Source organism: Dyadobacter sp. CY345, assembly GCF_021502725.1.
Taxonomy (GTDB): Bacteria; Bacteroidota; Bacteroidia; order Cytophagales; family Spirosomataceae; genus Dyadobacter.
In genome coordinates this window covers 123,658-140,467 of sequence record NZ_JAKFFS010000001.1, presented here as the reverse complement: position 1 = coordinate 140,467, position 16,810 = coordinate 123,658, and the positions used below count along the sequence as shown (strand labels likewise).

The following is a 16,810-nucleotide window of genomic DNA, read 5'->3' as shown; positions in this document are numbered from 1 at the left end:
ATTATCCAGCCAGGTTAACAGCTTACAAGCTGCGCTGGCAGGAGCTGAACGGGTTTTCGAAATGATGGATCAATTGCCTGAACCAACTGACGAAGAAAATGCAATTACACTTTCCAAAGTAAACGGCGATGTTCGTTTTGAAAATGTGACATTTGGATATGGACCGGAAAAGGTGATTTTACATGACATTAATTTGAGTGTGAAACCAGGTAACAAAATCGCGTTTGTTGGCTCAACTGGTGCTGGTAAAACAACGATTATTAACCTGCTTCCACGTTTTTACGATATCCAGTCAGGGAAAATAACGATTGACGGCATTGACATAAAAGATGTTTCCAGAGAAAGCCTTCGAAAATCGATGGCGATTGTTTTGCAGGACACACATTTATTTACCGGAACTGTGATGGAAAATATTCGATATGGACGATTAACAGCAACAGACGCCGAAGTTGTTAATGCAGCAGAACTTGCTAACGCTCATTCATTTATTACCCGAATGCCGAAAGGATATCAGACGGTACTCGATGGCGACGGAAGTAACCTGAGCCAGGGACAGCGACAATTGCTTAACATCGCCCGCGCCACGGTTGCCGAAGCACCAATTCTGATTCTGGATGAAGCTACAAGTTCAATTGATACCCGAACTGAAAAGCTCATTGAACAAGGTATGGACACGCTGATGCAGGGTAAAACTACATTCGTCATTGCTCACAGATTATCTACGGTGCAAAATGCAAATGAGATTATCGTACTGGAATTTGGCAACATTATTGAGCGAGGAAGTCATACCGATCTTATGTCTAAAAAAGGTAAATACTATCAATTATACACTGGACAATTCTCGTAAACAATACAGAAATAATTTTCTTTTAAAAGTATAAAATTAGATTATCCCAAGTTCAATATGTGAAAACAAGATACGTTTCGGAATAAAAGTGCAGTTAAAAAGTTATTTTAAAAAAAATCGTTGATACCGAAAATTACATTTCGGTAAAACCAATCCAGGGTGACCGAGATGTAAAAGATGAGAGAAATCGTTCAACCGCGTATGTCGATCTAAATAAAGCAACTTAAAAATCAATTAGTTAACGACCAAATTAGAAAAAAATTAGATTTAATTAACAGATGTTAACAATCAGGAAAATTTGGTTATCAAGTTTGAATTGTTATATTTGAATTATTAGATTACGGTCTTGTATTCCCATTCCAATAATTCCAATATTTCTTGAATTCATTATAAGAATATGAATTTTTGGTGTTTTGAAATTTGATAAGTACTATGTTTAAAAAAACTTTCTTACTGTTTTTTTGCATTGGGCAAATTTTTGCTTCGGCACTGTTCTCTGGACAGGCAGAGGCGTCGTGCAGATCTAATTTTGGAATTAAATTTTTATCTCCTTTCAATAATGCTTACTACGAGGAAGTAGAGGAGGAGGAGGATTTGATTGAAATTGATTATTCAATTTGTAAGCGCCAGGCAATTGTGAAGGCAGATGAATTTGAATGGAAAGAAAGTCTGACCCATCTGTTACGCCACAGGACATCCAGTTATCGCTTTTCGAGTTTCGAAACTGTCCTCTCTGATTACTTCTATTGCTGTTTAAAATCAGTTGTAAAACATTATACAAAGCAAGTTATCGGCTCCATTGAGGGGTTACTTACCTTGCCGGATTATTATAGTTTCCTTCACAGGCTTTGTCCGTTTTAACGGATTCATTCCGGCATTTCTGCCAAATTATTTTTCAGCCGCACAGATTTATTGAAGTATTACAGACACTCGAAATGCCTGCTCATAAAAGCATGTGTTTTGTATTCTGCTGATACATTATCCGTATGCCAAATTCAACATGTTGGCTGTAAAACTGTGTGCTAAAATCCCATTCCTATTCTTCCAAATATTAAATTAAAATCATTACCTACTCATCATGAAAAATTATAACTGGTCTTTTTTATTGGGAGTCAGCCTGTTTGCCACGGCTTGTTCAACGCAAAGTAAAGACTCCTCAGAAATCAAAGATTCGATTCTGACCATCCCGGTTACCGAATTAAAATCCCAGAAAACAGATCTTCACAGAGAATATGTGGGATCAATCCACGCTGTCAGGAATGTAGAAATATACGCACGGGTTAAAGGTTATCTTGAGCAGGTTTATGTTGATGAAGGCAAAGAAGTAAAAAAGGGGCAGACATTGTTTCGCATCAACAGCGCAGAATATGAATCCGGCCTTGCAAAAGCAAAAGCGAATTTACAGAGTGCCGATGCGGATGCAAAAGGGGCGGAACTTGAACTGAAACGCGTCAAATTACTGGTTGAAAAGAATGTTATTTCAAAGACGGAGCTGGAGGTTGCACAGGCAAAACTTGCAGCTGCGAATGCTAAAATCGAAGAGGCAAAATCCGAAAGATCAACAGCCGCATTGCACCTTGCACAAACCGTGATCAAAGCACCGTTCGATGGCGTTATCGACAGGCTTCCTTACAAAACAGGCAGTCTGATAAATGAAGGCACTCTGCTTACTACGCTTTCTGATACTAAAAATGTATTTGCTTATTTCAATGTCTCAGAAAATGAATACCTCGAATACACAAGAGCGCGGGGGGCAAAATCCAATGACAACACGGTCGTAGAGCTTGAATTGGCAGATGGTTCTTTTTTTAAACATAAAGGAATTATTGAAACAATGGAAGGCGCTTTCGATGAAGGTACCGGATCTATTGCTTTCAGAGCACGTTTTAAAAATCCTGAAAAATTATTAAAACATGGATCAACCGGTACGATCCGACTGACCAATACCGTTGAAAATGCCATTTTAATTCCACAAAAAGCTGCTTTTGAAATTCAGGATAAGAGCTTCGTTTACGTTCTGGGTAAAGACAATAAGATTAAGACCAGGAGCTTCGTACCGAAATCGAGACTCTCGGGATATTACATTGTAAAATCAGGATTAGAGCCGGGAGAAACGATCGTTTGCGAAGGACTTCAGGGATTGAAGGATGGCGTTACGATTAATCCAAAAACCATCCTTCTGGATTCGGTAAAAACAGAAACGAACAAGATCGAGCTTACAGCGCGATAAAATCAAACGCTCACCTGAATTTTAAACCATGTTTCAAAAATTTATAGAGCGACCGGTTCTGTCGCTGGTAATTTCTATTTTCATAACCCTCCTGGGTATTCTGGCTTTTACAGGACTACCGGTTTCCCAATTTCCTGATATCGTCCCTCCTTCGGTTGTCGTAACGGCCACTTATACAGGGGCTAACTCAGAAGTTTGTGTCGATGCCGTTGCAGTTCCGCTGGAAAAAGCCATCAATGGTGTTCCTGGGATGACTTATATGACAAGCGTATCCGGCAACGATGGTGTTACGACAATCACCATTTCATTTAACGTAGGAGTAGACCCTGACCTGGCCGCGGTAAACGTACAAAATCGTGTACAAACAGTAATTGACGAACTTCCGGAAGAAGTAATTAAGGCTGGTGTTACCACTGAAAAAGAGGTAAACAGTATGCTCATGTATCTGGATATTATGAGCACCGACACCACTGTTGGCGAGGACTTTGTGTACAACTTCGCTGATATAAACATCTTAAAAGAGCTAAAAAGAATTGACGGCGTGGGTCGCGCGCAAATCATGGGAAGTAAGGATTACTCTATGCGTGTGTGGCTGAAACCCGACCGGATGAATAATTACAACGTATCGGCAGATGAAGTTGTGCTGGCGATACGCGACCAGAATGTGGTTGCTGCACCCGGAAAAACGGGCGTCGCTTCCGGCCGCGAAACACAAGTTTTGCAATATGTTTTAAAATATACCGGAAAGTTATTTGAACCGGTTCAATATGAAAATATTGTTCTGAGATCCAATCCGGATGGATCTATGCTGAAATTAAAAGACGTTGCTGATATCGAATTTGGAACATTGGAATATGACATGGCTTCCAAATCCAACGGAAAACCGTCGGCATCCATTATGATCAAACAGCGTCCGGGTTCCAATGCGCAGGATGTTATCAAGAATATCAAAAGTAAAGTAGCTGAGCTGAAAACTACAAGTTTCCCGCCGGGAATGGACTACTTTGTTTCTTATGACGTATCTCGTTTCCTAGACGCCTCTATCCATGAAGTGGTTCGCACATTGATCGAGGCATTTATTCTCGTTATCATTATTGTTTACCTTTTCTTACAGGATTTCCGTTCAACCCTGATTCCTGCATTAGCCGTTCCGGTAGCTTTGATCGGTACATTTGCTTTCATGCAGCTTTTCGGATTTTCGATTAATTTGCTTACCCTTTTTGCCTTGGTATTGGCGATTGGTATTGTGGTCGATAATGCCATTGTCGTCGTCGAGGCCGTCCATGCAAAAATGGCTGAAAAACATCTCGATGCCAGAGAAGCAACGCTCGAATCGATGAAAGAAATGAGCGGGGCAATTATTGCCATTACGCTCGTGATGTCAGCTGTGTTTGTTCCGGTCGCATTTATGTCTGGTCCGGTCGGAATATTTTACCGGCAGTTTTCGATTACGCTGGCCATTTCAATTGTAATTTCAGGTATCAACGCATTGACCCTGACACCCGCACTTTGTGCAATAATGCTTAAAAATACACATGGTCAACCTTCAAAAAACACCCCGCTTGACCGGTTTTTCAGAGGATTTAATAATGGATATAATGGTATTTCCAACAAATACCAAAAACTGCTTTCTGTCATTATTGGCCGTAGAATGATTACGATTGGTTTGCTGATCGCGTTTTGTATCGGCACATATGGTATCAGTTCGATCCTTCCGAGTGGATTCATTCCAACTGAGGATCAGGGTGTGATTAATGTGAACGTCACAACGCCGGTCGCTGCTACGGTTGAAAGAACGGAAGCTGTACTCGATGAAATACAGAAAGTAGCAGCATCCCTGGAACCTGTCGAATCTGTATCCTCCCTTTCAGGATATAGCTTGATTACAGAATCTGCCGGATCTTCATACGGTATGGCGATGATTAACCTTAAAGCCTGGGATCAGCGCAAAGAATCGGTGAAAGATATTATTGCACTAATGGAGCAAAAAACGAAGCATATCACAGATGCCAAGATTGAGTTTTTCCCTCCTCCGACAGTTCCCGGATTTGGTAATTCAAGTGGATTTGAGCTGCGTATTCAGGATAAGACAGGTAGTGATGATCTTCAAAAAACCGCCAGTGTTACGAATCAATTTGTAAAGGAATTAATGGCGACTCCGGAAATTTCCAGCGCATTCAGCAGTTTTGATGCAAGCTTTCCGCAGTATATGATTCATGTTGATGCGGATATCGCTTCCAAAAAAGGAGTTTCTGTTGATGCCGCCATGAGCACACTTCAGACTTTGATCGGTAGTTTGTATGCTTCCAACTTCATCCGGTTTGGGCAGATGTATAAGGTTATGGTTCAGGCAGGCCCAAGTTTCCGAAGAAGCCCGGAAGATATTTTAAAATTGTATGTTAAGAATAACCGTGGCGAAATGGTTCCTTTTTCAACTTTCATACGTCTTGAACGGGTTTACGGACCAGAATTATTGACGCGCTACAACATGTTTACGTCCGCGATGATCAACGGCGATGCTGCTCCCGGATTTAGTAGTGGAGATGCTATTAAGGCCGTAGAACGTGTGGCAAAAGAGAAGCTTCCCAAAGGATTTTCGTATGAATGGTCAGGGATGACCCGGGAGGAAATCCTGTCGGGCGATCAGGCGATGTATATTTTTGGGATATGTCTGCTCTTTGTTTATCTGCTTTTGGCTGCGCAATATGAAAGCTTCTTGCTTCCGCTTCCGGTAATTTTGTCATTACCTACCGGGATTTTTGGAGCATTCCTGGCCTTAAAATTAATGGGACTGGAAAATAATATTTATGCACAGGTTTCCCTGGTCATGCTTATTGGTCTTCTCGGGAAAAATGCCATTCTGATTGTGGAGTATGCTATTCTTCGTCAGAAAGAGGGCCGGACAGTTTTTGAGGCGGCGCTGGAAGGAGCCACAGAAAGGTTACGTCCTATTTTAATGACATCCTTCGCCTTCATTGCAGGACTTATTCCACTTTGTATTGCATCCGGTGCTGGTGCTTTGGGTAACCGGTCAATCGGAACGGCAGCTGCCGGTGGTATGCTTGTCGGAACACTTTTCGGGGTCATTATCATTCCGGGCCTTTACGTTTTATTCGCAACACTGGCACTCCCGAAAAAACCTTCTGCGCCAAAAGTGGAAGAAAAAGAAGTTCTGGTCCATTAAGAATCAGCCAATATCAGGGCAGCCACGAAGAAATTCTGGCTGCCCGCTTTTTACTAACTGCATTGAATTAATGAAAACATATAAAACAATTTATAAAACCCTTCCCGTTGCTGCTTTGATATTCATGAGTGGATGTAAGATGATGCAGCCGGTAACAAAATCGGCGTCTATCCGAACGCCGGAAACTTTTGAAAATCAAACTGACTCAACTGGAATTGGCTCGATGCAATGGAAGTCTTTCTTCAAAGATCCTAACTTGATCGCTCTGATTGATACCGCTTTGCTAAATAATCCTGACTTGAAAATTGCTGTGCAGCGCATTGAAATGGCCAGGTCCAATGTCTTGCTAGCGAAAGGTGCTTTGTTGCCTGCCGTAAATGCAGAAGTGTCTGGCGGCGGACGGAAATTCGGAGATTACACTATGGATGGTGTCGGAAACTATGATACCAACTTTTCGGATAATATTGATGCCGACAGAAGGCTACCTGCTCCTTTCCTACCTGACTATTTTGTTGGATTTCGTAGCACGTGGGAAGTAGATATCTGGGGAAAATTAAGAACACAGCGTAAGGCAGCATATACCCGTTTTCTTGCTTCTGAACAAGGAAAACATCTGGTGACAACAAGTTTGATCGCACAGGTATCACGCCTGTATTATGAGTTACTGGGAATGGACGCTGAGCAGGAGATTATTAAGAAAAACATTATTCTGCAGCAATCTGCCGTAGAAAATATTAAAATACAAAAAGAGGGAGGCCGTGCGAATGAACTGGGTGTTCAACAATTTACGGCGCAATTATTAAATACGCAAAGCCTTGAAATACAGATCAACCAGCGTATCGTTGAGGCAGAGAATAATCTAAATTTTTTGCTAGGGCGGTTTCCACAAAAAATCACGAGAAGCGGAACATTAAACGAAAATTTACCTGAACGCGTACAGGCTGGTATTCCTTCAAGAATGCTCATCAGACGCCCGGATATTCAACAGGCTGAATTGGAATTACTGGCAAATAATGCAGATTTGCAAGCTGCCAGACTAGCGTTTCTGCCTTCCCTCAATATAACTGGATTATTAGGTTTTAACGCTTTTAAAAGTTCCTTATTATTCAATCCGGGCTCCATTGCTTACAGTGCATTAGGCGGTTTGGCGGCTCCGATATTTAATAGAAAGGCACTTTTAGCTGGACAAAAAAGGTTTGAGGCGGCGAATATCGAGGCTTTATACTCTTATAATAAAGCAATTTTGACCGGGTTTCAGGAAGTAAGTACCAGTCTAAAGAAAATTGAAAACACCAAAAAATTTGCGGATTTCAAAAGGCAGGAAGTCGAAGTTTTGCAACAGGCTGTGGGTGTTTCCCGCGATCTTTTTCTTACCGGCTACGCAACGTACCTGGAAATAATAACGGCGCAAAAAAATGTACTGGAGGCTGAATTGTCATTAATGGAAGTTCAGAAAGATCAACATCTGGCTTTGATAGAATTGTATCGTTCGCTTGGCGGCGGTTGGGAATAAGACTGGCGAAAAAATTATCAATATTTTAATACAAAAAATGGACAGCCGGTTTGCACCAACTGTCCATTTTTTGTATTAAAATCTATCTTACTTTTTCTTCGCTCCGGCCAAGCTTGGCTCTTTCGACGCAACGATCAAATCTGCAAGTATGCGGCCAGTCTCCGTAATGTAGATATCCTTTTTCTTTTTGACATCTTTCGGTGCTTCGGTCGCTACTTTCGGATCAGCATCCTCGTCTTCCTCCTCTGCATCCTCACCAAGCTGTTTCATGGCAGCGCGTTTCTTTTCAGCTTCGTCGCGTTCTACTTTACGTTTCGTTTCCTGCAATGAAACCATTTTATTTTCACGTGCTTTTTTAAAGTCATCTAGTGTTTTCACCAACGTTTTCAATTCTTCATCAGATTTCAAACGTTGTTTGTACTTATCACGAAGCTGACCAACGATTTTTTCATTGATATTATTAGCGCTCTCGTATTTCGAAGAAGCAATTTGATCCCAAGGCAATGCACTTGGCTGCGATCCTTCTCCATATTCATTGACTTTAAATGCGGACGGTAATTCCATATCAGGCACAACACCTTTCAGCTGCGTGCTGCTTCCATTGATACGATAGAATTTCGCAACTGTCAATTTTACCTGCCCAAGCTGATCCGTTTCTTTCGGAGCCCACTGGTTTAGATCAATCAAAGTCTGCACTGTTCCTTTACCGTAAGTTTGTTCTCCAACAATAATTCCACGTTTGTAATCCTGAATAGCAGCAGCAAAAATTTCCGATGCAGAAGCACTGAAACGATTCACCATAACCGCCATTGGACCATTGTAAGCGATCATTGGGTCATTATCAGTCTCAACCTGAATTTCTCCCTGACCTTCTTTAACCTGAACTACCGGACCTTTGTTGATAAATAAACCTGTCAATGAAACAGCCTCGGTTAAAGAACCTCCCCCATTATTACGCAAATCAATTACAATTCCGTCAACACTTTCAGCTTGCAGTTCGGCGATCAACTTTTGAACATCACGCGTTGTGCTTGAGAATTCTTTTTCTTTCTGCTGCGCACCTTCGAAGTCGCGATAGAACAACGGAATATCAATCACGCCAATTTTGTAGTCTTTATTTCCTGTATTTACGGAAACAATTTCCTTCTTAGCGCGAGAATCTTCCAGTTTGATTTTTTCACGAACCAATCGGATCTCTTTCGGAGGAGTGCTTGATAAAGCGTCTGCCGATAAAATTTGCAAACGAACTACTGTACCCTTAGTACCCTTAATCAGCTTAACGGCATCATCCACAAACCAACCTACCAGGTCCACAAATTTACCGTCGTCACCTTGCGCAACACCAATAATTTTATCTTCCTTCTTAAGCTGTTTGCCTTTGAAAGCCGGGCCGCCCGGTATTACTTCAACAATTTTAATGTAGTTGTCTTCCTCACGAAGCAGTGCCCCAATACCTTCAACCGACTGGCTCATTTCCTGTTTGAAACGGTCAGCAGAAGTCGGCGCCATGTAACTTGTATGCGGATCCATCGATTCGGCATACGCATTCATAAACATCTGGAAAACCTGTTCTGTTCTGATACGGCTCAAACCACGGTCACGATTTTTATAACGATCGCTCATCGTTTTAACCACTGATGAGTCGGCTTTTCCGGCGAGTTTCAAATCAAGCGCTTCGCTTTTCAAATACTTCCTCCAGGTATCATTTAACTCGTCATTTGATTTAGCCCAGGCTACTTTCTCACGGTCTGTGTTTAATGATTCGTCTACGGTATAATCAAACGGCTTTGGCGTTTTCAAAAGCGTCTGGATATACTCGCTTCTTTCCTGATAACGCTTTCTGAAAAGGTTATACATGTTGAAAGGGACATCCAGTTCTCTCTTTTGTAAAAAGTCATCAAAAGAATACCTGTACTTTTCGAATTCTGCCATATCAGAAGCCAGAAAGTACAAGCGACCATGGTCAATACCATCAATGTATTTATCGAAAATAGCTGACGACAAAGAGTCATTCAGTTTTATTTTACGATAGTGATAATTTGATAGAATTCGCGTCGAAAGTTCTTCGGCCTTATACTGCGCAACTGTCGGCTTTATATCTTCCGCCAGTGAAGTTTCCGTAGTAACGATTGCATTTTGCTGTACGGGACCTCGCTGCCAGCCAAGTAATACAACAGGAATAAGAGTGATCAGGTATTTTTTCATTCGTCGAATTTTTGTTAACTATTTAACAATTTCTAATAATTCAACTTCAAATACTAAAGCTGAATAAGCTGGAATCTGAGGACCTGCCGCGCGTTCACCGTAAGCCAGAGAATAAGGAATAAATAATTTCCATTTCGAACCAACCGGCATAAGCTGTAGCGCTTCTGTCCACCCTTTAATCACACCATTTACCGGAAACTCAACCGGCTCACCGCGATCAACAGAACTATCAAAAACTGTTCCATTGGTCAAAGTGCCGTGATAATGTGTTTTTACTTTGTCAGTGGCTGTTGGTTTAGGACCATCTCCCATTTTAATAACAGAATACTGCAATCCACTCTCAGTTGTGGTTATTCCTGTCTTTTTCTTGTTTTCTTCCAAAAACTTTTCTCCTTCAATTTTTACCACGGCTCCTTTTTCTTCAGTTAATTTTTGAAAATACTCACCAATAAATTTGTTTGCTTCCTCAGAGCTAAAAGTTGTTTTTTCTCCTTTAAGTGACGCTGAGATCGTTTTATTGAGAATTGCCGTATTGATACCAGTAATTCCCTGAGACGCTAATGAATTGGAAAAACTTACTCCGATCGCCGCAGATAATGAATCCATCTGATTCTTGAGTACATTTGATGCAGGTACTGCCTTTGTTACTGTGGCTGTGGACTTCTTAACTGTCGCTGCTGGTTTGGTTACTTTTTTAGGTGCTTGTGCGAACCCTTGTGATGCAGCTAAACCGATACATAATACAGAGGTTAAAATGGTTTTTTCTAATTTGTACATTCTACTTAAGGATCGTCAGAAAATTAAATTTTTGATAAGTATTAGTTATTAACGAACTCAATTACAACAAAAACACAATTAGTACCTAAAAAAGTTTTAAAAACCTTTTAAATGCCTGAAATTCTATATTTTTACGCCTCTGTAATAGCACAGAGTAGTAAACTTGGAAAAATCTAATTTTTGTAGCCACTTTTTTAAGTGAAGTATTCTTTATTTAAAGAATTAAGCCTACCTTTGCGGCTGATTTCAAAAACTTACTACTATACTCTAAATAAGTCAATTATACTATGGTATCTGTTAGACCGGACGAAGTTTCGGCCATCCTGCGGGAACAACTTGCAGGCGCTAAATCGGTAGCGGAACTCGAAGAAGTAGGAACAGTCCTTCAAGTTGGTGACGGTGTTGCCCGCATTTATGGCCTTTCTGAAGTACAGGCGGGTGAGCTGCTTGTTTTCGAAAATGGCTTAAAGGCCCTCGCACTAAACCTCGAGGAAGATAATGTTGGAGCCGTTTTACTTGGTGATTCAAGTGAAATCAAAGAAGGCGACACAGTGAAGCGTACGAAGGAAATCGCTTCAGTAAGAGTTGGTGATGGGATTGTAGGCCGTGTTGTTAACACTTTGGCTGAACCAATCGACGGTATGGGTCCTCTTCAGGGAGAGCTTTTTGAAATGCCACTTGAGCGTAAAGCGCCGGGTGTTATTTTCCGTCAGCCAGTAACTGAGCCTCTTCAGACTGGTATCAAGGCAATTGATGCAATGATTCCAATCGGACGTGGACAACGTGAGTTGATTATCGGTGACCGCCAGACTGGAAAAACAGCTGTTGCTATTGATACAATCATCAATCAAAGAGAATATTACGATAAAGGCGAGCCTGTATTTTGTATCTATGTAGCTTGCGGCCAGAAGGCTTCAACAATCAAAGGTATCGAAGCGACACTTCGCCGTTATGGTGCAATGGACTATACGGTAATCGTAGCAGCTGGTGCATCGGATCCTTCACCAATGCAATTTTATGCTCCGTTTACAGGTGCTGCAATCGGTGAATACTTCCGTGATACTGGTCGTCCTGCACTTATTGTTTACGATGACCTTTCAAAACAAGCAGTTTCATATCGTGAAGTTTCCTTGTTGCTTCGTCGCCCTCCGGGACGTGAGGCTTATCCAGGTGACGTATTTTATCTTCACAGCCGTTTGTTGGAAAGAGCTGCAAAAATCATCAATGATGATGCGATCGCTGCAAACATGAATGACCTTCCTCCTTCCCTGATCGGAAAAGTTAAAGGTGGTGGTTCATTAACTGCACTTCCAATTATTGAAACACAGGCTGGTGACGTTTCTGCTTATATCCCAACGAACGTAATTTCTATTACTGACGGACAGATATTCCTTGAATCAAACTTGTTCAACTCGGGTATTCGTCCTGCGATCAACGTAGGTATTTCGGTATCACGTGTGGGTGGTAATGCTCAGATCAAGTCAATGAAAAAAGTATCAGGTACGTTAAAACTTGATCAGGCTCAGTTCCGTGAATTGGAAGCTTTTGCAAAATTCGGTTCGGATCTTGATGCTTCTACAAAACTTGCGATTGACCGTGGACGCCGTAACCAGGAAGTATTGAAACAACCTCAATATGCTCCGGTACCAGTTGAACATCAGGTGGCTACTGTTTATGCATCTACAAAAGGATTGTTAGACAGAGTTCCAGTTGATAAGGTTAAGCAGTTTGACAAAGAATACCTAACTATTCTTTCTGCTCAATACAGCGAAACCCTTGCCGCTTTGCGTGCAGGTAAGCTTGACAGCAACATCACAGATGTTCTAGACAAAGTAGCGAAAGAAATTTCAGCTAAATATTAAAAGAGAAGCTTTAAGTGAAAAATTAGAAGCAGTGACATGTTTTTGATTTTTCACTTATTGATTACCTCAGGCGGACCGCATTTAATTTCCCTAAGATGGCAAGCTTAAAAGAAGTACGTAACCGGATCGTTTCGGTTAACTCCACCCAGCAGATCACCAAAGCCATGAAGATGGTTGCGGCTGCTAAATTGCGCAGAGCTCAGGACAATATCCTGCAAATGCGTCCCTATGCCCAAAAGCTAGGTCAAATGCTTTCGACAGTGTCGGCAGGTTCTGAAAATTCTGTTGACAGCCCGCTGAAAGACGTTCGTGCAATAGAAAAAGTATTGATCATTGTCGTTACGTCCGATCGTGGATTATGCGGAGCTTTCAATACTAATATTATCAAAGCAACCTTGCAACTGATCAATGAAAAATATTCAGTGCAGGCGAGCAAAGGAAATGTTGAGATTTTTGCAATTGGTAAAAAAGGTGCAGAAGCTTTCGTTCGCAGAGGATTTAAAGTGAACACAGGTTTTACTGATCTTTTTACAAGACTTAAATTTGTTAACGTTAAAGAAGCAGCAGAAAACATCATGAAGGGCTTTTCAGAAGGTCGTTATGATGTTGTTGATCTTGTTTTTAATGAATTTAAAAATGTTGCAACTCAAATAATTCATACAGATCCGTTTTTACCGATCGTTGCTGATACCACTGCACAGCAAGTTAAAGCACCGGAGGTTAATTATATATTTGAACCAAACGAGGAAGAAATTCTTGCTGAATTAATTCCAAAATCGTTGAAGATCAAGTTATACCGCGCAGTTCTTGAATCGAATGCTTCGGAACAAGGCGCGCGTATGACAGCAATGGACAAGGCAACTGAAAATGCTCAGGATCTTTTGAAAGCGTTGAAACTGGTTTATAACCGTACGCGTCAGGCAGCAATTACAACAGAAATCCTTGAAATTGTTGGTGGTGCGGAAGCATTAAAAAATTCATAGTTAGTTTAAGAACTTATATATTTTGGCGAGCGGATCATTTTTGGTTCGTTCGTTTTTTTTATTCAAAGTTCGAATAAAACGGCTGTGGCTTGCGCAGTTTTTTTACCGGTCGGACGGCAGAAAAAGCCATCCGACCGGTACGAGCGACCCGTCCGATGGCTTTTTCCGCCATCGGACGGGTAAAAAAAAATTTCAACGCTCAACAGATTAGATGTCCGTCCAACATTTGGCGAGAACGTCATTCGTCTGTTCGTTTTTTTTATTCAAAGTTCGAATAAAACGGCTGTGGCTTGCGCAGTTTTTTTACCGGTCGGACGGCAGAAAAAGCCGTCCGACCGGTACGAGCGACCCGTCCGATGGCTTTTTCCGCCATCGGACGGGTAAACAAAAATTTCAACGCTCAACAGACTAGTTGTCCGTCCAACCTTAACCATCTTCGGTTTTAAACTAATATTCCCTAGATTTACACTTTATCAAAACAAGCTCAAATGCAAAATAAGACATTTTTAAAGTCGGTGATCTTTTTGATCATAGCCGGGATAAGCACATCCACCTTTGCGCAAACCGTTGACGAGATTATAGCAAAGCACCTTACCGCGATGGGTGGTGCTGATAAACTGTCAAAGTTGAAAAGTGTAAAAATAACCGGAGAAATGAAGGTAATGAACATGGAAATTCCGGTCATTACCACAATCGTTCAGGACCGTGGGTTCCGTAGTGAGACAACAGTACAAGGACAGACAATCATTCAGGTTATTGATAAAGACAAAGGTTGGTCTGTTAATCCGATGGCTGGCCAAACCAAAGCAACACCGTTACCAGAGGAAGTAGTTAAGTCTCTCTCCGCAGAAACCGATCTAACCGGACTTTACAATTACAAAGAAAAAGGACAAACCCTGACACTGGACGGCGAGGACGACCTTGCAGGCGCAAAAATTTACAAAGTGACTGTAAATTTGAAAAATGGAGGCAAACGTACCAACTACATTTCCAAAGACACGTATTATGTTTTGAAAGTTGTTGCCTTCATGAACGTAAATGGGCAGGATGTCCAGTCGACAAATAACCAATCAGATTTCAGACAAGTGGATGGCATAACCTATCCCTTCACTTCGGAAGTTGAAACTTCTGCGATGCCGGGAGCATCGATGGCCATGACAATCAAATCGTTGCAGGTAAATCCCAAGATCGACGAAACCATTTTCGTTATGCCAAAAGAATAATTTAAAATAAATAAAAGTAAACATTTCATTATCAGTACTTTAATTCTCAGTCTAAAAAGATTGAGAATTTTTTTTGTCATTTTTAAAACTTTTTCTGACATTTACATGTATATACATTAAATGTAGAAACATATTAATCAAAACATTAGATATCATGTCAACTAAAACATCATGGGTTATTGACCCAACGCATTCAGAGATTCAGTTCAAAGTGAAACACCTTGTAATCTCAACTGTTACAGGCGCATTCAAAACTTTTGAAGGAACGGCCGAAACTGACGGAGACGATTTGACAACAGCAAGTATTAATTTCTCTGCTGATGTTGCCAGCATCGACACAAATCAGGCTCAACGTGACGAACACCTTCGTTCAGGCGACTTTTTTGATGCAGAAAATTACCCAAAATTAACTTTCGCTTCGACAGGTCTGGAAAAAACGGGTGAAGACACTTATAAACTTAAAGGTGATTTAACCATTAAAGGTGTAACGAATCCAGTTGTTTTAGATGCTGAATATGGCGGAGCGATGACAGACTTTTATGGTCAAAGCAAAGCGGGTTTCGAGGTTACAGGTAAAATCAGCCGTAAGGAATTTGGTTTAACATGGAACGCCACAACCGAAGCAGGTGGTGTTGTAGTTGGCGACGAAATCAAATTGGTGATCAATATCCAGTTGATTAAACAAGCTTAATTTTAGGCAGAAATATTGGCGGACAGATCGGGTCGAATACGTACCTGGTCTGTCCTTTTTTTATTAATTGGCAGAGAAAATATTTTAATTAAGCATTATTTTTTGATAAATTTTACGTTATTGAGCGTCAGATTCTATTAAGGGACAAAGCTGTAAAGCTTCGTCAACAGGTTACTACTTTGACGTTAAAAAATATTTACATTGATTATTGAAACACGCGCATATGCCCGGGCCGGGCTGCTGGGAAATCCTTCTGACGGTTTTTTTGGAAAAACAATATCAATATCTGTCCGGAATTTCGGAGCATCTATTTCTTTATACGAATCCCCAGAGCTGCACATAGAGCCAGAACCGCAGGATGGCAGTACATTCCGCAGCGTTTTTCATCTGCGCGATTCTGTCAGTATGCTGGGTTACAATGGCGGAATTCCATTAATAAAAGCAGGCATCAAAAAATTTGCTGATTATTGTGAAGATAACAATATCAAATTACCCAACCGGAATTTTACTGTAAGATACCGATCCTCAATACCCCGTCAGGTAGGAATGTCTGGTTCCAGCGCAATTGTTGTCGCGCTTTTCAGGGCTTTGATGCAATTTTACAAGGTAGAAATCCCTATCGAAATTCTGCCACAGCTGGTGATGGTTTCAGAAACGGAAGAATTGGGGATTGCTGCTGGTTTGCAGGACCGTGTTATCCAGTGTTATGAAGGTTGTGTGTATATGGATTTTGACAAATCGCTGATTCAAACCCAGGGATACGGACTTTACGAAAGAATAGACCCGGCACTTTTGCCCAAGCTTTATGTCGCTTACAATACCAATCTTAGCAAAGTTTCGGGGAAAGTTCACAGTGACGTCCGCGCCAGATTTGATCGCGGCGAACAGGATGTGATCGACGTCCTGGGACAAATCGCACAGAAAGCAAAAGAAGCGCATACTGCTTTGAAAGAGGGCCGGCCTGACGACCTCCACGAACTAATGAACCAGAATTTCGATCTTCGCTGTCAGATATATAACGTCCCGGAATCTAATAAAAAACTGATCAACGAAGCGCGATCCTGCGGAGCGTCAGCCAAATTTGCCGGTTCCGGCGGAACCATTATCGGAATCTATAAAGACGATGATATGCTAAACCAGCTTTTTGTAAAACTCAAAAAATACAATGCAAGGGTAATTAAGCCGTTTGTAATTTAGCAATCGGCTGTCGGCCAGTAACAGTCGGCGACTAGTCGATACAAATTTTCCTAATAATTAGAGTAATATAAAATATATCTAAAAAATTTAACCAACAG

12 protein-coding genes are annotated in these 16,810 nt (G+C 41.2%); 10 read left to right on the top strand and 2 right to left on the bottom strand.

Features of this window, described 5'->3' with window-relative positions; all coding sequences use genetic code 11:
• Nucleotides 1–61: 61 nt before the first annotated feature.
• The 5 genes from L0657_RS00600 (at nucleotide 62) to L0657_RS00580 (ending at nucleotide 7,774) form a co-directional block, all read left to right on the top strand.
• Complete coding sequence (locus L0657_RS00600; protein WP_409015022.1) at nucleotides 62–847, top strand: ABC transporter ATP-binding protein; 786 nt, start codon at nucleotides 62–64, stop codon at nucleotides 845–847.
• A 432-nt stretch (nucleotides 848–1,279) separates the two neighbouring features.
• Nucleotides 1,280–1,708: a hypothetical protein gene (locus L0657_RS00595; protein WP_235148383.1), complete on the top strand. Its 429-nt coding sequence runs from the start codon at nucleotides 1,280–1,282 to the stop codon at nucleotides 1,706–1,708.
• A 217-nt stretch (nucleotides 1,709–1,925) separates the two neighbouring features.
• Nucleotides 1,926–3,077 (top strand): efflux RND transporter periplasmic adaptor subunit, encoded by a 1,152-nt coding sequence (locus L0657_RS00590; RefSeq protein WP_235148382.1) that lies wholly within the window; start codon nucleotides 1,926–1,928, stop codon nucleotides 3,075–3,077.
• A 28-nt stretch (nucleotides 3,078–3,105) separates the two neighbouring features.
• Nucleotides 3,106–6,261 carry an efflux RND transporter permease subunit gene (locus L0657_RS00585; RefSeq protein WP_235148381.1) on the top strand — a complete coding sequence of 1,052 codons (3,156 nt, stop codon included), beginning with the start codon at nucleotides 3,106–3,108 and terminating at the stop codon, nucleotides 6,259–6,261.
• Nucleotides 6,262–6,331: 70 nt separating this feature from the next.
• Entirely contained in the window at nucleotides 6,332–7,774 is a 1,443-nt protein-coding gene (locus L0657_RS00580; RefSeq protein WP_235148380.1) for a TolC family protein, read from the top strand.
• A gap of 87 nt (nucleotides 7,775–7,861) precedes the next feature.
• On the opposite strand, the gene L0657_RS00575 is transcribed toward L0657_RS00580, so the two are convergent.
• A complete protein-coding gene (locus L0657_RS00575) occupies nucleotides 7,862–9,979 on the bottom strand; it encodes a carboxy terminal-processing peptidase (protein WP_235148379.1) in 2,118 nt (705 codons plus the stop codon).
• Nucleotides 9,980–9,997: 18 nt separating this feature from the next.
• Complete coding sequence (locus L0657_RS00570; RefSeq protein ID WP_235148378.1) at nucleotides 9,998–10,756, bottom strand: FKBP-type peptidyl-prolyl cis-trans isomerase; 759 nt, start codon at nucleotides 10,754–10,756, stop codon at nucleotides 9,998–10,000.
• A gap of 287 nt (nucleotides 10,757–11,043) precedes the next feature.
• Between L0657_RS00570 and atpA the strand changes: the two genes are divergently transcribed.
• The 5 genes from atpA (at nucleotide 11,044) to L0657_RS00545 (ending at nucleotide 16,712) form a co-directional block, all read left to right on the top strand.
• Nucleotides 11,044–12,618, top strand: coding sequence for a F0F1 ATP synthase subunit alpha (atpA, locus tag L0657_RS00565; protein WP_235148377.1), 1,575 nt, complete (start codon nucleotides 11,044–11,046; stop codon nucleotides 12,616–12,618).
• Nucleotides 12,619–12,713: 95 nt separating this feature from the next.
• Nucleotides 12,714–13,601, top strand: a complete 888-nt coding sequence (atpG, locus tag L0657_RS00560) for an ATP synthase F1 subunit gamma (protein ID WP_235148376.1) — start codon at nucleotides 12,714–12,716, stop codon at nucleotides 13,599–13,601.
• A gap of 488 nt (nucleotides 13,602–14,089) precedes the next feature.
• Nucleotides 14,090–14,824, top strand: a complete 735-nt coding sequence (locus L0657_RS00555; protein ID WP_235148375.1) for an outer membrane lipoprotein-sorting protein — start codon at nucleotides 14,090–14,092, stop codon at nucleotides 14,822–14,824.
• Nucleotides 14,825–14,978: 154 nt separating this feature from the next.
• Nucleotides 14,979–15,515, top strand: a complete 537-nt coding sequence (locus L0657_RS00550) for a YceI family protein (protein ID WP_235148374.1) — start codon at nucleotides 14,979–14,981, stop codon at nucleotides 15,513–15,515.
• Between the two features lie 201 nt (nucleotides 15,516–15,716).
• Nucleotides 15,717–16,712, top strand: a complete 996-nt coding sequence (locus L0657_RS00545; RefSeq protein WP_235148373.1) for a mevalonate kinase — start codon at nucleotides 15,717–15,719, stop codon at nucleotides 16,710–16,712.
• Nucleotides 16,713–16,810 lie beyond the last annotated feature (98 nt).